The 18,575-nt window shown below is 68.8% G+C and carries 15 protein-coding genes, 1 tRNA gene and 1 pseudogene; 9 read left to right on the top strand and 8 right to left on the bottom strand.

From position 1 onward, the window contains the following. From G3I65_RS34340 to G3I65_RS34325, 4 genes are all read left to right on the top strand, one after another. The coding region (locus G3I65_RS34340; protein WP_160699784.1) for a DUF2064 domain-containing protein at positions 1 to 444 on the top strand (444 nt) is incomplete at its 5' end. Continuing rightward, entirely contained in the window at positions 444 to 1,070 is a 627-nt protein-coding gene (locus G3I65_RS34335) for a class I SAM-dependent methyltransferase (protein ID WP_160699783.1), read from the top strand. The genes G3I65_RS34340 and G3I65_RS34335, both read left to right, overlap by 1 nt. After that, the gene (locus G3I65_RS34330) at positions 1,067 to 2,182 is read left to right on the top strand and encodes a molybdopterin-dependent oxidoreductase (RefSeq protein ID WP_160699782.1); all 1,116 of its coding nucleotides are present in this window, start codon (positions 1,067 to 1,069) and stop codon (positions 2,180 to 2,182) included. The genes G3I65_RS34335 and G3I65_RS34330 overlap by 4 nt, the downstream gene beginning before the upstream one ends. Continuing rightward, entirely contained in the window at positions 2,179 to 2,817 is a 639-nt protein-coding gene (locus G3I65_RS34325) for a hypothetical protein (RefSeq protein WP_309235875.1), read from the top strand. Before G3I65_RS34330 ends, G3I65_RS34325 begins: the two co-directional genes overlap by 4 nt. A 139-nt stretch (positions 2,818 to 2,956) precedes the next feature. Here G3I65_RS34325 and G3I65_RS34320 read toward each other — a convergent pair whose 3' ends face one another. The 7 genes from G3I65_RS34320 to G3I65_RS34290 all read right to left on the bottom strand — a co-directional run bounded on the left by G3I65_RS34320 (position 2,957) and on the right by G3I65_RS34290 (position 9,855). After that, positions 2,957 to 4,375: a S1C family serine protease gene (locus G3I65_RS34320; RefSeq protein ID WP_160699781.1), complete on the bottom strand. Its 1,419-nt coding sequence runs from the start codon at positions 4,373 to 4,375 to the stop codon at positions 2,957 to 2,959. Positions 4,376 to 4,448: 73 nt separating this feature from the next. Next, positions 4,449 to 5,531, bottom strand: a complete 1,083-nt coding sequence (gene galT / locus G3I65_RS34315; RefSeq protein ID WP_160699780.1) for a galactose-1-phosphate uridylyltransferase — start codon at positions 5,529 to 5,531, stop codon at positions 4,449 to 4,451. After that, positions 5,528 to 6,328 (bottom strand): DeoR/GlpR family DNA-binding transcription regulator, encoded by an 801-nt coding sequence (locus G3I65_RS34310; RefSeq protein WP_160699779.1) that lies wholly within the window; start codon positions 6,326 to 6,328, stop codon positions 5,528 to 5,530. Before G3I65_RS34310 ends, galT begins: the two co-directional genes overlap by 4 nt. A gap of 98 nt (positions 6,329 to 6,426) precedes the next feature. Further along, the gene (locus tag G3I65_RS34305; protein WP_160699778.1) at positions 6,427 to 7,836 is read right to left on the bottom strand and encodes a HAMP domain-containing sensor histidine kinase; all 1,410 of its coding nucleotides are present in this window, start codon (positions 7,834 to 7,836) and stop codon (positions 6,427 to 6,429) included. Then, on the bottom strand, positions 7,833 to 8,525 hold the full coding sequence (locus tag G3I65_RS34300) for a response regulator transcription factor (protein ID WP_125312437.1): 693 nt from the start codon (positions 8,523 to 8,525) through the stop codon (positions 7,833 to 7,835). The genes G3I65_RS34305 and G3I65_RS34300 overlap by 4 nt, the downstream gene beginning before the upstream one ends. Before the next feature lie 67 nt (positions 8,526 to 8,592). Beyond that, complete coding sequence (locus tag G3I65_RS34295) at positions 8,593 to 9,201, bottom strand: trimeric intracellular cation channel family protein (protein WP_160699777.1); 609 nt, start codon at positions 9,199 to 9,201, stop codon at positions 8,593 to 8,595. Further along, a complete protein-coding gene (locus tag G3I65_RS34290) occupies positions 9,202 to 9,855 on the bottom strand; it encodes a response regulator transcription factor (RefSeq protein WP_013230063.1) in 654 nt (217 codons plus the stop codon). 537 nt (positions 9,856 to 10,392) lie between these two features. On the opposite strand from G3I65_RS34290, the gene G3I65_RS34285 reads away from it, so the two are divergent. The 4 genes from G3I65_RS34285 to G3I65_RS34270 all read left to right on the top strand — a co-directional run bounded on the left by G3I65_RS34285 (position 10,393) and on the right by G3I65_RS34270 (position 16,340). Continuing rightward, the gene (locus tag G3I65_RS34285; protein WP_160699776.1) at positions 10,393 to 10,755 is read left to right on the top strand and encodes a hypothetical protein; all 363 of its coding nucleotides are present in this window, start codon (positions 10,393 to 10,395) and stop codon (positions 10,753 to 10,755) included. Positions 10,756 to 10,869: 114 nt separating this feature from the next. Further along, a complete protein-coding gene (locus tag G3I65_RS34280) occupies positions 10,870 to 11,823 on the top strand; it encodes a site-specific integrase (RefSeq protein WP_160699775.1) in 954 nt (317 codons plus the stop codon). Positions 11,824 to 12,136: 313 nt separating this feature from the next. Then, on the top strand, positions 12,137 to 15,451 hold the full coding sequence (locus G3I65_RS34275) for a hypothetical protein (RefSeq protein ID WP_160699774.1): 3,315 nt from the start codon (positions 12,137 to 12,139) through the stop codon (positions 15,449 to 15,451). Further along, on the top strand, positions 15,441 to 16,340 hold the full coding sequence (locus G3I65_RS34270) for a hypothetical protein (protein WP_160699773.1): 900 nt from the start codon (positions 15,441 to 15,443) through the stop codon (positions 16,338 to 16,340). Before G3I65_RS34275 ends, G3I65_RS34270 begins: the two co-directional genes overlap by 11 nt. 471 nt (positions 16,341 to 16,811) lie before the next feature. On the opposite strand, the gene G3I65_RS34265 is transcribed toward G3I65_RS34270, so the two are convergent. Continuing rightward, a tRNA-Arg gene (locus G3I65_RS34265) sits at positions 16,812 to 16,884 on the bottom strand. A gap of 476 nt (positions 16,885 to 17,360) precedes the next feature. Between G3I65_RS34265 and G3I65_RS34260 the strand changes: the two are divergent. Further along, positions 17,361 to 18,361 (top strand): annotated as a pseudogene (locus G3I65_RS34260) (IS481 family transposase). Positions 18,362 to 18,575 lie beyond the last annotated feature (214 nt).

The raw sequence follows: 18,575 nt of genomic DNA, 5'->3' as shown, positions 1-18,575 counted from the left end.
GTCATCCCGCAGCGCGGCTGGAACTTCGGCGCCCGGCTGGCGAATGCCCACGCCGACGCCGACGCGGTGCACGCCGGCCTGCCGATCCTGCAGATCGGCATGGACACCCCGCAGGTCACCCCGGCGTCCCTCGCTTCGGCCATCGCACCGGTGCGGCACGGCGGGCGCGACTCGGTGCTCGGCCCGGCCGAAGACGGCGGCTGGTGGGCGCTGGGGCTGGCCGAGCCGCGGCACGCGCAAGTCCTCGCGGGTGTCCCGATGTCCCGCGACGACACCGGCGAACGCACGCTGCTCGCGCTCGGCAGATGCGGCCTGCGCCCGGCAACGGCCGCTCGTCTGTCCGATGTGGACACGATGGCGGACGCCCGCGCGGTCGCGGCGGCGTGCCCGGACGGCCGGTTCGCCCACGCCGTCGCGGCCGTCGGCGGACGGGTGGTCGTGTGATGACGACGTTCGCGGGCCACGAGTTCGACCTCGGGCTGCTCGGCCACCGCTGCTGGCTCGAGCTGGCGACCGGCGAGCGGATCGAGCTGCCGGTCGAACGCTGGACCGAGCCCTCCGACGGCGACGACGTCCTGCTCGACGCCTGTTCCGGCCCGACCATCGACCTCGGCTGCGGTCCGGGCCGGCTCACCGCGGCACTGGCCGGCCGCGGCGTCGTCGCGCTGGGCGTGGACAGCTCGCGCACGGCGGTCGGCCTGACCCGCCACCGCGGCGGGAACGCGTTGCACCGCAACGTGTTCGACCACCTGCCGGGCGAAGGCCGCTGGCGGCACGCCCTGCTCGCCGACGGCAACATCGGCATCGGCGGCGACCCGGCGGCCCTGCTGCGCCGCACCGCGCAGCTGATCGCACCGGACGGAGACGTCCTCGTCGAACTGGAACCACCCGGCCACGGCCTGCGCCACGAGCGCGTCCGGCTGCGCCCGGGTCACGCCGACGTCGCGTGGTTCACCTGGGCGTGGGTCGGCGTGGACGCGATCGCCGAAGTCGCCGTACGCGCCGGCCTGCGCGTCGACTGGACCACCCGCCACGGCCACCGCTGGTTCGCGCGATTGGAGCACCGGTGAAACTGCCGATCCCGAAGGAAGAACAGTTCCGCGCACCGGCGCACGACGAGCGCGTGACGTCGAAGATCGGCCTGGCCCTGGCGATCACGTTCACGACGTGCTTCGTGACCGGGCTGATCAGCCACCTGATCCAGCACCCACCGGGCTGGTTCTGGTGGCCCAGCCGCCCGGTCGGCCTCTACCGCGTCACCCAGGGCCTGCACGTGATCTCCGGCGTGGCGTCGATCCCGTTGCTGCTGGCGAAACTGTGGAGCGTCTACCCGAAGCTGTTCGGCAGGCCGCTCGTCCGCTCCCTCCCGCACGCCTTGGAGCGGCTGTCGATCCTGGTGCTGTCGGGCGCGGCGTTCTTCGAGCTGAGCACCGGCCTGCTGAACGTGGCGCAGAACTACCCGTGGGGCTTCTACTTCCCGCAGGTGCACTACGCGGTCGCGTGGCTGGCGATCGGCTCGATCCTGGTGCACGTGGCGGTGAAGCTGCCGATCATCCGCCGCGCCCTGACCCGCACCACCGCCGAGGAGCCCCCACCCACCGGCCTCTCCCGCCGGGGTTTCCTCCTCACCACGGGGCTGGCCACCGGCACCGCGGTCGTCGCCACCGCGGGCGCGACGGTCCCGTTCCTGCGCGGTGTTTCGGGCCTGTCGTGGAAAACGAGCAAGGGCACCCAGAACCTCCCGGTGAACCGCACCGCGGCGGCCGCGGGCATCGCGTGGTCCCCGTCCTGGCGCCTCTCGGTGACAACCCCGCGCGGCACGACGAAGTTCTCCCTCGACGAGCTGCGCGCACTGCCCCAGACGACGGCGGAACTCCCGATCGCGTGCGTGGAGGGCTGGAGCCAATCGGCCACCTGGCGCGGCATCTCCCTGCCCACCCTCCTGAAAGCCACCGGCGCGCCACCCGGCACCGCGCTCCGGGTGTCCTCAATGGAGCGTTCCGGGCTCTACGGCGTCAGCACCCTCCCCGGCGAGCACACGGCCGACGAGCTGACCCTGCTTGCCCTGGAACTGAACGGCGAAAACCTGGACATGGACCACGGATTCCCGTGCCGGATCATCGCCCCGAACCGCCCGGGCGTACTGCAGACGAAGTGGGTCACGAAGCTGGAGGCGCTGTGAAAACCGCCCGTGCGCTCCTCGCCCTCCCTGGCCTCGCGGCATTGGCGTGGGGCGTGGTGCTGTTCGCCGAGTACGCGCTCCCGGTACGTCCGGACGTGATCGCGACAGCCACCTGGATAGTCGGCGGCCCGATCATCAACGACGGTGTGATCGCGCCCCTCACCGCGGTACTCGGCGTCGTGCTGGCCCGCCTCGTGCCACACCCGTGGAAAACCCCGGTGGTGGCAGGAACCGTGATCACCGGCGTCCTGGCGATCGTGGCGTTCCCCCTGCTCTGGCGCCCGTACGGAACCGCGCCGATGCCCGGCCTCCACGACGGCAATCCAGCCCTGGGCCTGGCCCTCACAGTGGCGGCGGTCTGGCTCGCGGTGATCGTGGTCGCCCTCGTCATCCACGTGCGCCGCCCCGCAAAGCCGGCCACTTCCGCAACGACACCACCGCCCTCGCCCGGCGCACCAGCCGCGCCTCCAGGCGCCCAGGCCAATCCACCCGGCACACCGGCCGCACCTCCAGGCGCCCAGGCCAACCCGCCGGTCCGACCGGATACGCCGCCCGCCCCAGGCGCCGTACGGCCTGGCCCTGACCAGCCCGCCCAAGCCGACCCGGCCACCACTCCGGACCACCCCCGCACCTGAACCCCCGCACAAATGCGGCCACGCGCGACCGGCATCGAATGCCTGGGTCGCGCGTGGCCTTGTGGGTCCGGCCCCGGTTTCGGGAGTCGAGCCGAAGCTGGTCTCGGCCGCGCCAGGGCGGCCGAGCGTCTGGAAGGGATCAGTTGGGCTGGACGGGCTGCCCGCCGAGCGTGACCTCGACCGTGCGGCCGTCGGCCAGGGTGAAGGTCGCCTTCTCGTCCGGGGCGCGGGTGCGCACCGCCGCGACCAGCGTGTCGGCCGAGTCGATGGTGCGGTCGTCGATCTTCGTGACGACGTCACCCTCCTTGAGGCCGGCCTTCTCCGCCGGGCTGCCCGCGGTGATGGCGCCGAGCTGCGCGCCGCCCTGCGGGGCGTCCTTGACCTGGGCGCCGATGTAGGTCTGCACCGCCTGGCCGGTCTTGATGATCGTGTCCGCGGTGCGGCGGGCCTGGTCGATCGGGATGGCGAAGCCGATGCCGACGTTGCCGCCCTCGGACGCGCCCTGGCCCTGGCCGCCCTGGCCGGACTGCGGGCTGTAGATCGCCGAGTTGATGCCGATGACCTGGCCGGCCATGTTCGCCAGCGGGCCGCCCGAGTTGCCAGGGTTGATCGCCGCGTCGGTCTGGACGGCGTCCATCACCGTCGTCTGGTCGCCGGTGCTGCCGCCCGCGCGCACCGGCCGGTGCAGCGAGCTGACGATGCCCGAGGTGACCGTGCCGGCCAGCTCGAACGGCGAGCCGATGGCGACGACCGACTGGCCGACCCGCAGGTCGTCGGAGCGGCCGAGCTCCACCGGGGTCAGGTTGTTCACGCCGGTGACCTTGACGACCGCGATGTCGGTCGTCGGGTCGCGGCCGACGACCTTCGCGGCCGCCTTCCGGCCGTCCTGGAACACGGCCTGGATCTGACCGCCGTTCGCGGCGACCTCGACGACGTGGTTGTTGGTCAGGATGTAGCCGTCGGTGCTGATGACGAACCCGGAGCCCTCGCCGGCCCCCTGCTGCCCGCTCACCTGCAGCTCGACGACGCTCGGCGACAGCTTCTGCGCCACGGCCTCGACCGAGCCGGCGGGCGCGTTGCCCGTCTGCTGGGCCGGCTTCGGCGCGTCGAGCGCGTTGCTGCCAGGGCCGGACGAGCCGCCGGTGAGATACCCCACCGCACCGCCCGCGATGCCGCCGACCAGCAGCGCCACCAGCGCGACACCGGCGAGCAGCTTCCCGCCGGAACGCTTCGGCTGCGGCGGGGCAGGCGTGCCGTACGCGGCCGTCCCGGGCGCGCCGTACGGGTTCGCCGGCGGGTAGACGCTCTGCTGGGTCTGGCCGGGCGGCAGCTGCGCGCCCTGGGCGGACCAGGGGTTCGCGTTCTGCGCGCCGTACGACGGATCGGCCCCGGTCACCGCGTGGTAGGACGGCTCGGAGTACTGCGGCGCACCGCCGGACTCGGGCTTGGCCTGCTCACCGTACGGGTTCCCCGCCCAACCGCCCTGGGCCGCCTGCTGGCCGGTCTCGGGCTGCCGCGGCGCCGCGGGGTCGTGCGTGCTGGGGTCGTTCTCGGTCATGTCATCACCTTGCGGGACGGTCCTGAGAGGTTCCTGAGCCGAACCTGTGCATCGGAGATGAGTATGGCCGGGATCAGCCCGCCGCGCGGAGCCGTTCCGCGATCTGCTCGGGCGTCGCGTCGTTGATCCAGACCGCCATGCCCGATTCGGACCCCGCCAGGTACTTCAGCTTGTCCTTCGCGCGCAGCACGGAGAACAGTTCCAGGTGGAGCCAGCCGAGTTCGCGGTCCTGGCGCACCGGCGCCTGGTGCCACGCCGCGATGTACGGCAGCGGCCGGTCGTACAGCGCGTCGCAGCGGCGCAGCACGTCCAGGTAGACGTCGGCGAAGTCGTCGCGCTCGGCGTCGGTCAGCGCGGGGATGTCCGCGACCTGCCGGTGCGGCACCACGTGCACCTCGACCGGCCAGCGCGCGGCCGGCGGCACGTACGCCGTCCAGTGCTCGCCGGACGCCACCACGCGCGCACCGGACTTCTGTTCGGCGGCCAGCACGTCGCCGAGCACCGGACGCCCGTGCTCGGCCTGGTAGGCGCGGGCGACGTCGATCATGCGCGCGGTTTTCGGCGTGACGAACGGGTAGCCGTAGATCTGCCCGTGCGGGTGCGAAAGCGTGACGCCGATTTCCTCGCCGCGGTTCTCGAACGGGAAGACCTGTTCGACACCGGGCACTTCGGACAGCGCGGCCGTGCGGTCGGCCCAGGCGTCCACCACGGCCCGCACCCGCTTCGCGCTCAGCTGCGCGAAAGAACCGTCGTGGTCACTGGTGAAGCAGACGACCTCGCAGCGCCCGCGGCCGGGCGCCACCGGCACCAGCCCGAAACCATCCACAGTGGATGGTTCGCCGACGACGTCTTCGGCGAAGGACGGGAAGCGGTTTTCGAAGACGACGACGTCGTAGTCGCTTTCGGGGATCTCGCTCGGCTTGCCGGGCTTGGTCGGGCACAGCGGGCACAGGTCGGCAGGCGGCTTGTAGGTCCGCGTCTGCCGGTGCGCGGCCATCGCGACCCATTCACCGGTCAGCGGGTCGCGCCGGATCTCCGACGTGGCCGAAACCGGCGGCAGGTCGCGGGTGTCCTCGGCGACGCGGTCGGGCGCGCCGGGCTGGTCGAAGTAGATGATCTCCCGGCCGTCGGCCAGGTGTCGTACGGTCCGCTTCACGCTTCTTGGGCCTCGTCCGTCTCCGCCGTCTCGGCGATCATGAGTTCTCCCACCCGTTCGGCGAGCCTTTCCTTGGCCTCGTCCGGGATCCCGTCGTCGGTGACGACGACGTCGGCTTCGTCCAGGTCGGCGATCGTGGAGATCCCGACGGTGCCCCACTTGGTGTGGTCGGCGAGCACGACCAGCTTGCGCCCGGCCTCGACCAGCGCGCGGTCGGTCTCGCTCTCGGTGAGGTTCGGCGTCGTGAACCCCGGCCCCTCCGCCATCCCGTGCACGCCGAGGAAGACGACGTCGAGGTGCAGCGACCGCAGGCTGTGCACGGCGACCGGCCCGACCAGCGCGTCCGACGGCGTCCGCACGCCGCCGGTCAGCACGACCGTGCGATCGGGCTGCGTCGAGCCGCGGAGCACGTCGGCGACCTGGATCGAGTTGGTCACGATGGTGAGCCCCGGGATGGCGTCGAGCGCCCGCGCCAGCGTCCACGTGGTGGTGCCGGCGGAGATGCCGATCGCGGTGCCGGGCCGGACGAGCGTCGCGGCGAGCTCGGCGATGGCTTCCTTCTGCGCGCGCTGGCGCACGGACTTCGCCTCGAACCCGGGTTCGTCGGTGCTCTTGCCGACTACCGAGGTGGCGCCGCCGTAGACCTTCTCGACCAGCCCGCGCCCGGCGAGCACGTCGAGGTCGCGGCGCACCGTCATGTCGGACACGCCCAGCCTGGTCACGAGGTCACTGACCCGGACCGCCCCGGTCCGGCGTGCCTCTTCCAGGATCACCGCCTGTCGCTGACGCGCCAGCACCGTTCAACTCCGTCCCCGTCTAGCCCAACCACACAAAATCCTACACGATTCAACACGGGATCTGCTGGGTAGATCGGGGTGAACTTCGGAACCGCAGGTCAGCCGGGCGCCCCCGGCAATCGAATCGTCATCAACGCGCCACCTTCCGGCGCCTGCGAGGCGTACACCGCGCCGCCGTGCCGTTCCGCCGCGTGCTTCACGATCGCCAGCCCGAGCCCCGAGCCGGGCAGCGTCCGCGCCTCCGACGAGCGGTAGAAGCGGTCGAACACCTTGGGCAGGTCCTCTTCGGCGATGCCCGGGCCGGCGTCGGCCACCTCGACGACCGCCGTGCCGTCGCCGAGCGGGTACAGCCGCACCCAGACCGTCGACTCCGGCGGCGAGAACTTCACCGCGTTGTCGAGCAGGTTCAGCACCGCGCGCTCGATCGAGCTGTTGTCGCCGGTGAGCACCCACGGCTGCAGCGACACGTCGAAGTGGATCTCGCCCGCGCGCCGCCGCGCCCGGTCGAGCGCCCGCTCGACGACGTCCAGCAGCTCGACGCGTTCGAAACGCTCGCGCGGCTCGTCCTGGCGCGCGAGCTCGACGAGGTCGCCGATGAGCTGCGTCAGCTCGTCGAGCTGGCCGCTGATGTCGGCGACGATGTCGGTCCGGTCGGCGTCCGGCAGCGGCGGCGCGCCCGGCTTGCTGGCGGCGAGCAGCAGCTCGAGGTTGGTGCGCAGCGACGTCAACGGCGTCCGCAGCTCGTGGCCAGCGTCCGCGACCAGCTGGCGCTGGCGTTCCTGCGAGTCCGCGACCGTGCCGAGCATGGTGTTGAAGCTCGTGGTGAGGCGCGCGAGCTCGTCGTCGCCGCTGACCGGGATCGGCCGCAGGTCGCCGGTCTTGGCGACGCGCTCGGCGGCCGACGTCAGCCGCTCGACCGGGCGCAGGCCGGTCCGCGCGACCGCGGTGCCCGCCGCGGCCGCCACCAGGATGCCGGCGCCGCCGATGAGGAACAGCACCAGCGCGAGCTCGTTCAGCGTGCGCTTGGTCGGCCCCATCGACTGGGCGAGCACGATGGCCTCGCCGTGCCCGGTCGGCAGCGCGACCACGCGGCTGTCGGTGCGGAAGTCCGTCCGCATCGATTGCGGGGAGTCGCCGTTCGCGACGGCCAGCTCGTCCTGGCCGAACGGCGGCGCCGAGCTCGACAGCGGGTACGTCATCACGGCGTGCGCGACGTCGGGCGCGGCGCTGAGCTGCCCGATCTGCAGGTCGGCGCTGGCGAGGAACGCGCCGGGAACCTGCCGCAGCTCGGTCTGCACCTGCGGCGAGTCGGCGGCGGCCTGCGCGCGGGCCATCAGGCTGTCGTCGAGCTGCTGGTAGAGGTTGCTGCGCACGACCATGTACGCGCCGATCGACACCAGCGCGACGGCACCGGCGACGCAAGCGGCGGCGAGCAGCGTCACCCGGCCGCGCAGGGAGAACCGGCGCGTCCCCCAGCGCGTGCCCCGGGGATCGCCGGGCTCGATCACGGCGGGGTTTCCCTCAGGACGTACCCCACCCCCCGCACCGTGTGGATCAGCCTCGGCTCCCCCTCGGCTTCCGTCTTGCGGCGCAAGTAGCCGACGTAGACCTCCAGCGCGTTGCCCGACGTCGGGAAGTCGTAACCCCATACTTCCTCCAGGATCCGGCCACGCGTGAGGACGTGCTTCGGGTAGGAAAGGAACAGTTCCAGCAGGGCGAACTCGGTCCGGGTCAGGCTGATCTCCCGGCCGCCGCGGCGGACCTCCCGGGTGCCCGGGTCGAGCGTCAGGTCCGCGAAGGACAGGATCTCCGAGGCCTGCCCGTTCTGGGCGTCCGGCGAAGCGCGACGCAGCAGCGCCCGCAACCGGGCCAGCAGCTCTTCCAGCGCGAACGGCTTCGGCAGGTAGTCGTCGGCGCCGGCGTCCAAGCCGGACACCCGGTCGGAGACGGTGTCGCGCGCGGTCAGCACGAGGATCGGCAGGTCGTCGCCGGTGCTGCGCAGCCGGCGGGCCACCTCGAGCCCGTCCAGCCGCGGCATCATGACGTCGAGGACCATCGCGTCCGGCCGGTCGGCGATGATCGCCTCCAGTGCCTGCGCACCGTCGCTGGCCAGCTCGACCTGGTAGCCGTTGAACTCCAGGGACCGCCGAAGCGACTCACGGACGGCGCGGTCGTCGTCCACCACAAGGATGCGCATGGCGATAGTTTTACTCAGCGTGCTGAGACTCGCCTAAGAACACACACAGAACACACAAAGAGAATGCTCACTCCGGCCCCCGCGCGACCGGCGCGTTCCAGTGCCGCCAGAGCGCGACCATCCGCACGGCGACCACGACGGCGGCCGAGACCACGGTAACCGGCCCGGCCGGCAGTCGCAGAGCGTGACCGACGGCGACGAGCACCGAACCGGCCAGCGCGGCCACGGCGTAGATCTCCTTCCGCAGGACGAGCGGTATTTCCCGGAGCAGGAGATCACGCACGGCGCCGCCCCCGATCCCGGTCGTCATCCCGATCAGGCACGCGGCGTACACAGTCGCGCCGGCGTCGATCGCGATGGTCGTCCCGGCGGTGGCGAAGACACCGAGCCCGAGCGCGTCCGCCAGGAGGACGCCCCGCCGCAGCCGCGCGACCTGGGGGTGGAAGGCGAAGACGACGAGCGCGGTCACGGCGCAGACGGCGAGGTAGGGCCAGTTCCGCAACGTCGTCGGCGGGTGGATGCCGAGCAGCACGTCCCGGATGACCCCACCCCCGAGTGCGGTGGTCAACCCGACCACGACCACCCCGAAGACGTCGAGCCGCGCCCGCACGGCGGCGAGCGCCCCGGACGCGGCGAAGGCGACGAGCCCGACGAACTCAAGCGCCGTGAGCAGCATCTACTGGTCGAGCAGCCCACCGCGGTAGGCCAGCAGCGCGGCCTGCACCCGGTTCGCGGCCCCAATCTTCGAGAGCACGGCGGAGACGTACCCCTTGACGGTGGCTTCGGACAGGTGGAGCCGCCCCCCGATCTCGGCGTTGGAAAGCCCTTGCCCGATGAGCGCGACGACCTCACGCTCCCGTTCGGACAGCGACGCGAGCAGCTTCCGAGCGGGCTGAGCAGCGCGTTGTTCGTCCCGATGCGACTGAACCATACGAGCGGCCACCCCCGGATCGAGGACAGCCCCACCCCGGCTCAGGTCCCGGACGGCCCGGAGCAGCGCGGCGGGGTCGATGTCCTTCAGGAGGAAGCCGTTGGCCCCGAGCCGCAGCGCGAGGCTGACGTACTCGTCGATGTCGAAAGTGGTCAGCATGGCCACGGTGGGCGGATCAGGCAGGGCGAGGATGGCCCGCAACGCGCGAATGCCGTCGTCAGGGGCCCGCATCTTGATGTCGAGCAGGGCAACGTCCGGGTGGTACCGCCGCGCGACCTCGACCGCGGATCTCCCGTCGGAGGCTTCGCCCACGATCTCGATGTCCTGGGCCCCGGACATCATCGCGCGCAACCCCGAGCGCACCAGTTCCTCGTCGTCGGCGAACATGAGCTTGATCAACGAAGCCCTCCGCAACAGCCAGTAGGAGGCGGCTCCCCGCGTCCCGTTAACGAAGGTTACCTACTGTTGTTCAGCAGTTCGAAACCAGACACGACCAGGTGACCGACTGGTCCGTCCAGGTCAGGTGCGGTGGGCTGTCCGGCGGGGTGTACTGGCTCGGCTCGGGCGCCAGGAGAACCACTCACCTGGGTGACGACGAGAGTCGGGCTGCTCCATCCGTGCCCCTGCTCTCGTACCCCGTCCGGGCAAGCTAAGCTTGCGTCGGCAGCAGCAGGCCCTCGTAGCTCAGGGGATAGAGCACCGCTCTCCTAAAGCGGGTGTCGCAGCCTCGAGCCTTCGCCATCCGTGCAGGTCAGCGAGGCGCTCCAGCGCTCGCTGACCCCGCCATGACCCGAAACTTCAATATCATCGGGGCATAAGTACGGCAGGGACGACGGCGACATCCGCCCGGGGGAAGCGCACTCGCAGTAGTCACAGCGGCAGGCGCAGTCGGCGGCGCGGGTCCATTGATCGCCTCGACAGCGGGTCGCGCTGCAGGTGCGCGTTGACGCCGGGGCGGACCCGATCACCGGGAAGCGGCACCGGCCGACCGTCATCGCCCCGCCCGGTCCCGACGACGAACACCAAGCCGAAGTCGCCCTCACGCGTCTACTCAACGAGGTCGACGAACAGCTCCACCCGAAAACGAAAGTCGACATCGCCCACCTGGTGCTCAAGTACCAGGACGAGCGCAAAGCCGCGCGCACGACCATCGAAAAAGACGGCAGCCTAATCGCCCGACACATCGTTCCCTACATCGGCGCCAAGAGCGCCACCAAAGACGCCCGGAAAACGGGCCGGGCACTCTATAAGGATTGTCAACGGTGCCGCCACCATTGCACCAATAAGAATTGGATCTAACACCGGACTCCTCGCAAACACGATTGCGATGCCCGGTGCAGCAAACACCGGTGCGATGGCCTCGCCAATAACACGGTTCACAAGGTCCACGCGATCCTTTCCGGCGCGTACACGATGGCGCTGGCGGAATGGGAGTGGTGGTCGGTAAATCCGATTTACGGACTCTCGCCGTCGTCGTTCGAGAAAACCGACCCAGTCCCGCCGAGCACAACAGACGCCGCAGCGATCGTGAACGAGGCGTTCCGCCGGGAAGTCGCCTGGGGTGTGCTCCTCTTCATCGCGATGATCTCCGGCGCCCGCCGCGGCGAGGTGGTGGCGTTGCGACGGCGTCACCACGATCCAGTGAAGAAGGTTCTGTACCTGCGGAAGGCCATCGCCCAGCTCGACGAGACCAATGAGCTCATCGAGAAGGGCATCAAGAACGAGACCGCTCGCCACATAGTCCTGGACGAGAGCACGAACCAGCTGCTCATCGACTACTGGGCCACCCTCGACGCCGCCGCAGCAAAGGCCGGATGCGACCTGGACGGCGACGCGTTCTTCTTCTCGCTGGAGCCCGACCACAGCACGCCACTGCGGCCAGGGTCAGTCACCCAGCGCTACCGTCGGATGACCCGAGCCATGGGGCTCGACACCCAGCTCAAGTGCCTGCGGCACTTCAACGCCACGGAACTGATCGCCGCCGGCGTCGACATCCGAACCGTCGCAGGACGGCTCGGCCACAGCGGCGGCGGCAGCACCACCCTGCGCTTCTACGCTGCCTGGGCCTCCGAGGCTCATCAACGGGCGGCTGGCGACCTGGCCGCCCGCCTCCCCGAACGCCCTGCGGTGCTGGACCAGATCGAGCGCGCCAAGACCGCACCGGATCTCGAACTGCTGCACCTCGGCAGTACTGTGAAGACGTTCGTCGCCGAAGCGGACCCCGCCGACGCAGGTCAGCTCGCCCGGCTTTTGCGGAGTGCCGTCCGGCGGCACACCGCCGGAGCTAACGCTGACGTCGGCGACTTCGAGCTGGTCGTCCGCAACCCATGCGAGCCGACCATCGTCACGGTATTCGCAAGCCTCTGACTCACGATCCGCCACCAGACCGTCGGGCAACTCCGGGAAACCGGTGGACGAAGACTTCGGCCAGGTACTGATGAAGCTGCGCCACCTCATGCGCGAAGACCTCGCACCAGTAGCCGGTCGCAGTCTGATCTGGTCGGTTCGTGCATCAGGTACGCGCGACCGATTGCTGTCAACCTGAAGGAGTGACGCTTAGTAGCCTTTCGGCAGAGTGCGGTGTACCGATCATGTCTTGGACATGTGCGTGTGCGACGACGGTGGCCTGGGTGATCGAGATAGGCTTGCCAGTCCGGCAGGCTGAACCGTGAGGACGGGTATGGACGACTCCTATCAAGCGCTCCTGCCCCGACTCGTTGTCGGGCCAACGTTCCTGCTGCTCGGACAGGCATCAGCGAGCTGGACGGACGGCGGGGCCGAGCCGGCCGGGTCGACGCCTCCGCTGGGCAGCGCCCCCGACGTCTACCGGCTCGCTGCGGAGGCGCTGAGTGCTGCAGAAATTCCCGAGCGGCTCGCCGACGTTGCCAAGTTCTCGTGGAATGGCGTTGTCACCTCACGCATCGACTCCGCGCTGGAGCGGGCGTTCGCAGCGAACTGGCGCCGGGTCAGGTCCATCAGCGGGCCGCAGCTCGGGAGGAACCCGCGCAGCGCGACGGAGTTGCAGATCCGCCATCTGTTCGGGGGAACGTTCCTGCCGGAGGACGAGCGTCCGCCGTCCGATGTGGTGGCCGAGGTGGAGGCGACCGGCCGGGCAGCAGAGACCCTTGGCGTTCTGGCCGAACGTCTGGTAACGCCGCGCGGAGTGGTGGTCATCGACGGCTACCAGGTCGGCGACTGGCTGACCACCAAGGACTTGTTCCTCTTTCTGACGAAGCTCGGCGCCGACCAGGCTCACCTGTTCTCCGTAACGTCGGAGCTGCTGGAGGACAGGTTCATCCGTGAGGCCGTAAGCCGTGGCTTATTGCACACTCGTCTCGAGCCCCTCGCGCAAGCTCTGCGCGAGGCAGAGACCGACGGCAGGCTGGATATGTCTGCGGCGGGGAGCGGGACCGGTCGTAGGCTGATCCCGGCCAAGCGCGGTTTCGTCGAGTTGGACGTCGCCACGTGGAATCAGGTCATCAGCGCCGCGCGGCCCATCGACACGAGCTTGCTCGAACCGTTTCCCTCCGCGTCGCCGGCCATCGATTACGAGCGGTTCCGGACTCTGATCGGCGCCAGCGACGGAGCCCCGCCGTTCAAGGCGGTGGCCAGCGGCTATAAGCTGCGCCGGGACTTCGAGGACGACCTGCTGCGGCGCGTGACCCACGCTCTGAGCGACCTTTCGACGTTCGAGCCGATCATCGTGTCCGGGCAGACGGCCACCGGGAAGAGTCTCGCGTTGTGCAGTCTGGCGTTGGACGTTGCGCGCAGTGGCCAGGCTGCGGTGCTGCACCAGGGCCGACGTGGTGACCGTCCTGCCGCGGCCGACGTCGAGCGGTTCGCTTTGTGGGCCGACGAGGTGGCCGGGCTGCCGACAGTGCTCATCTGGGACGGCATGGTCGATGACGACGCCTACTACTCGCTGCAGCAGAAGCTCCGCGCACGCGGTCGCCGCGTCCTGATCGTGGGCAGCAGCTATCGCGTCCATGGGCGCTCGACGAGGAACTTGGTCGTCGATGTCAACCTGTCCAAGGGAGAGATCGAAAAGGCCATGAAGTGGCTCGGCCGATTCGGGCTGGAACTCACAGGCAACTACACCGAGGTCAACTCGTCCTTCCTAGCGCTGCTGTACCGGCTTGTCCCCGAGTCGCAGTTCGGCATCCAGCGCGGACTCACCAGGGAAGCCCGGCACTACGAGACCATGTTCGAGCGGTTGGCCAGGGAGAGCACACCCGAGCCGGTCAGGCTGACGGCCTTGGCGCAGGCGCTGACCGATGCTGGCTACGACATCAACTCGCTACGCCCCTCCGAGCGGCCCCACGAGGAACTGATCAACCTCGCCTTCGCCGAGCGGAGCACGGCCGAACAGCTGACCGCCATCGTTCTGGTCGCGGGCAAGTGGGGACTTTCTATCCCGTTGGAGCTGGCTCTCCGGATGATCGGGCGGGACGGCTGGAACCATATCGCCGAGATCGTCTCCCAGTTCGACCTCTTCCGCTGGGAGGAGGAGGCCAACGGCGAACAGGTGCTGGGAGTGCGCACCCAACTCGAGGCCGAACTGCTCGCCAGGGAGGACCTCGGCCCGGACGCAGAGATCGGTGTGATCTGCGAGATGATCGAGAACTTGCGGCCGGACGACTCGAGGTGGGGCGGGGTCGAGGTCGACTTCGTCGTCGCGCTCGTCGAGAAGATCGGCCACAAGTCGCCCGACGAATCCAGGTACTCTCGGCATTGGCTGACGGTGGCGGCTGCGTTCAAGACCCTGCGAGGGAAGCTCGGCCGCCCCCACCACCGCCTGGTGCTCGCCGAGGCAAACCTGACCCGTGAGTACGTGAAGCGTCAGCAGAGTTCCAACCAGATCGACCAGGCTGCACGACTGGCATTGCTCGTCGACACCCAACATCTCCTCGAGGAAACCATCCAGGACGGCCTGCTCTCCGAGATGGCGAAGCGCAACCTGCTGGTGGAGCTGGGGAGCACAATCGGAACGCAGGTGTTCGAGCAGACGCCGACGGCCGACAGCGGACACCTGGCGGCACTGATGAAGGACGTCACACGATCAGCTTTGGCCGCGCGCCAGATCGACCCGGAGAACTACTACGCCGTCGACGTGGTGGCGTGGACGACCTCAAAGGTGATGCAAAGCAAAGAGCTGGAGGACTCCGTCCGGGTGGACCTGCTGGCCAACGCTGCGGCGTCTCTGGACTCGGTCAACGCCGAAGGGCTAAGCCCGAGCCAGCGAGCCACCTACGACGATCGACAGGGCGAGATTGCGCGGCTGCTTAACAACCCGGTGGTCGAGCAACGACATCTGGAGTCATTAAGGTCGAACAACGACCCGGCTGCCTACTACTTTCTCGCTAGGCTCGACGCGAGCAAGGGCCCAGAAGGTAAGCAGGTGGCTGTGGATAACCTCCTGAACGCCCCGGCAGAAGTCAGGGAGGACTGGCGGTGCTCCCGCCTGCTGCTCGACCTGTTCTGGGACTTGAAGACCGGGAAGAAGTTTCTCCGTGGTGAACGGGAAGTGCTGGCGTTCTCCGCTCAGGACTGGAGGGATTGCGTCGATGTCGTGCAGACCGCTTCCGCGGCGACTTCCTTCGACCAGTACCGCCTAGAGTTCCTGCATGGCCTCGCGCTCTTCCACCTCGGACAACACCGCAGGTCGGAGGCGGTGTTCCAGGATCTCGACCGCCGTACCGTCGAGCTGTCGTCAAGGGTCGTGGCTACCTATCTCGCGTCTACAGAGAGCGGCGAGCCGCAGCTGTACAGCGGGCGCGTCACGTCGATCTCGCCGGACGGTCGCCGCGGCAAGGTGTGGCTGGACAAACTGGCCATCGAGATAGCATTCATCCCCAGGCGGTTCACGGCCTTCGAGCCGCCACAGCGCGGGGACATGCTCCCGGATTTCCACATCGCCTTCAACATGCGGGGAGCCCTCGCGGACCCGGTCCGCGGTCTGCGCCGATCGGACGGGGGACAGCACCGTGCAGGCTGAGATCGCACGATTCGAGGCCCAATACGAGCGACTGTCGCAACACAAGCGGCTGTGCACCGGCGAGCCGTTGAAGCCTCTCCATTGGGAACAGTTGCCGGAGACGATTGACACTCTTGAAGCCTTCAAAGCACTAGTGTCCCTCATCCTGGTGCAATGGAACGAGGAATGGGGCGGCGACGTCGGTTTCCTCCGGGTGACGGAACGCTCAGCCACATCGAAGGCACAGAGCTTCGGGCGCACGCTCACGCGGATCCGGACCGCCTACCAACACTCCCCGACCGAGGAGGACCTTCAGCTACTCGCCAACTGGCAATACGAGGCATGCGGCACCCGCTCGCCGAAGGAGCACGAGGAGTGGACGACTTGTGCGAAGGAGCTAGTCGTCCAGCTGACTGACGCGGTGAGCGAGCTGGCCGACGCAGCAGCTACTGTGCTACAGCGCGAGGATAAGCGCCAGGCATGGCACGAACGCGCATCGGAGAGCGTGCGCTCGGCAGTCGTCAGAGTCGCTGACGACCTTGGCCTCCGGCTACCGGAGAGCTCTATCTCTTACCATGAGCGCCAGGTCGAGGGCCGATGGCGCAACTACCAGATCGCCCGGGGGCGGGACGCACGGTCAGAGCTGGACTCGTTGGCAGAGCGGAGTCTGATGGTGCAGTCACCACGACTGCCGTGTCACCATCTGGAGATCTTGCGCCAGTTACAGGTCATCGGTTCACCCCTGGCTTTCGCCGGCATCCAGCTTGCCCACGGTGTTGCTGCCGTCTCCCGGACACGAGGGGAAGCTTTCCTGCAACTGGTCGTTAAGACTTGGGCCAGTGTGCAGCCCACCGAACTTTCGACGGGCGCATCGTCGATGCGACGGCAGCCAGGCGCGACCGAGTCCTGAACCGACATAGGCCGGTGAGGCGTGCTGCTCAAGACGAAGAGCCACTCGATCGGCGGAGGCGAACTGTTTCCAGCAGAACCCGTCTAGTTGGTCGCCGTTACTTGCCTACCAGCGGCCGACCCTCAGAAGTCTCGACTCGCGGCTTAACCTGATCAGCTAGGCTGTCTGCTTCCCCGCTGAGATACTCAGACATGAGATCGCCTTCACAGCTACGTAGCGTGATGACGCCAGAAAATGACCAGCGAGGGAGCGCCCCGGGCGGCGTCGACGACAGCCCAGGGCCATTGCATTCGCAAGTCACAGCTGACTCAACACGACTGGTGACCGCTCGTTGGCAAGGTCGCCGGTCACGGCTGCGGCGGCCGAAGCGGGTTGCACCCGATAGGAGACCTACGGTGGCGGTGCTGACCAGCCCCACACTGACCTCAGAGAGCAAGAGGTCTGACCTGCGGAAATGCCTGATCAAGTGAGTGCCCCCGGCAGGAATCGAACCTGCGACACCGGCTTTAGGAGAGCCGTGCTCTATCCCCTGAGCTACGAGGGCGGACGTGCAACCTTAGCACTTGCTGGGACGTCTGGATCATGCTGCTCGCGATGAGCGGACCGCTCGCGCAACGCCCCTGATCGTATCTGCGGTAACCACGCTTGGTGACCATCAGGGGCAACGACGACGTCGTTGTCGGCTTCCAGACAGATGTCGATCATGGCATCGATCAATAAGCCCAGCCGCCACGGAGGTCGACCTAATCACACCGAACTCACCGGCCGATGCGATCGAGCGTTGCTCGATGCCATCCGAGCCTTCAACGGCACCCCGGAGCAGCTCACTCGACACCGGCATCAAGCAGCAGCTCAACGTCGGTAGCACTCCACGCGCGAAGCTGAAGAACCGAACTGGCTAGCTGTTGCGGGTCATGACGTTGGTGACGGCGGGTAGGGCCTGAGACGATGGACGGGGCTTCCGGCGGCAGGATGAGAAGTGCGACCAACTCGCCCCCGCCCGAGCAGAAAGACCCGCCCGTGCACCACCGTAACGTCCCGCTGTCTGTCGAGGGCCGCCGCCGGCTCATCGCGCGCTGCCAGACCCGACCGATCGCCCACGTCGCCGCCGAGATGGGCATCTCCCGCCAATGCGCCTCCAAGTGGGTCAACCGCTACCGCCGCCACGGCGAAGCCGGCCTGCTCGACCTCCCGAGCGCCCCACACCACCAGCCCACCGCCACCCCCGCCGAGGTGGTGGCCCGGATCGAGCAGCTGCGCCGGACCCGGAAGTACTCCGCCCGCCGGATCGCGACCGAACTGGCCGCCGAGGGCATCACCATCTCGGTGCGGACCGTGGGCCGGCACCTGCTGCATCTCGGGCTGAACCGGCGCCGGTTCCTCGATCCGACCGGCGCGACCAACCGGGCACCGCGGCGGATCGTCGCCCGCTGGCCCGGGCACATGGTCCACCTCGACATGAAGAAGACCGGCCAGATCCCCGACGGCGGCGGCTGGCGCATCCACGGCAAAGGCAGCGACCAGGACCGGAACGTCGTCCGCACCAAAACCCGAGGTCAGCGGGCCCGCTACACCTACCTGCACTCCGCCATCGACGGCTTCTCAAGGCTGGCCTACACCGAAGCCTTGCCTGATGAGAAGGCCCGGACCGCGATCGGGTTCGTCCACCGGCGCGGGCGTTCTTCGCCCGCCACGGCATCACCTACATCCACCGCATCGTCACCGACAACGGCGCCTGCTACCGCGCGAACGACTTCGCCACCGTCCTGCGCGGCGCCCGCCACCAGCGGATCACGCCCTACACCCCACGCCACAACGGCAAGGTCGAGCGCTACAACCCGATCCTGGCCGAAGAATTCCTCTACGCCCGCGCCTGGACCAGCGAAGCCCACCGCACCGCAGCCCTGACCGTCTGGAACATCCACTATAACTACCATCGACCCCATACCGCCACCGGAAACCAGCCACCAGCATCCCGGCTCCACACCGGCGTCACCAACGTCATGGCCTCATACAGCTAGCAGTGAGCAAGGATCTTGAATGCCGTGAGGCGGCAGAACCGCTACCGGAGGCGCTCCGTCGCCGCTGGTCGTCGGCCGGGGTCAGTTTTTCGTCCGAACGCGCCCTGGATTCTGCCGCGTGTCGCCGCCGCAGTCCGAGGTCCTCATGGTCGACCTGCAAGAATAACAACCAACCGGCGGGGCGGCCGGACGGTCTGTCCAGGACACAGTACGC

It is taken from the genome of Amycolatopsis sp. SID8362, from assembly GCF_010550475.1.
Lineage (GTDB): Bacteria > Actinomycetota > Actinomycetes > Mycobacteriales > Pseudonocardiaceae > Amycolatopsis > Amycolatopsis eburnea.
The sequence above is the reverse complement of the archived record's forward strand: the minus strand, read 5'-3'. Positions and strand labels throughout refer to the sequence as shown.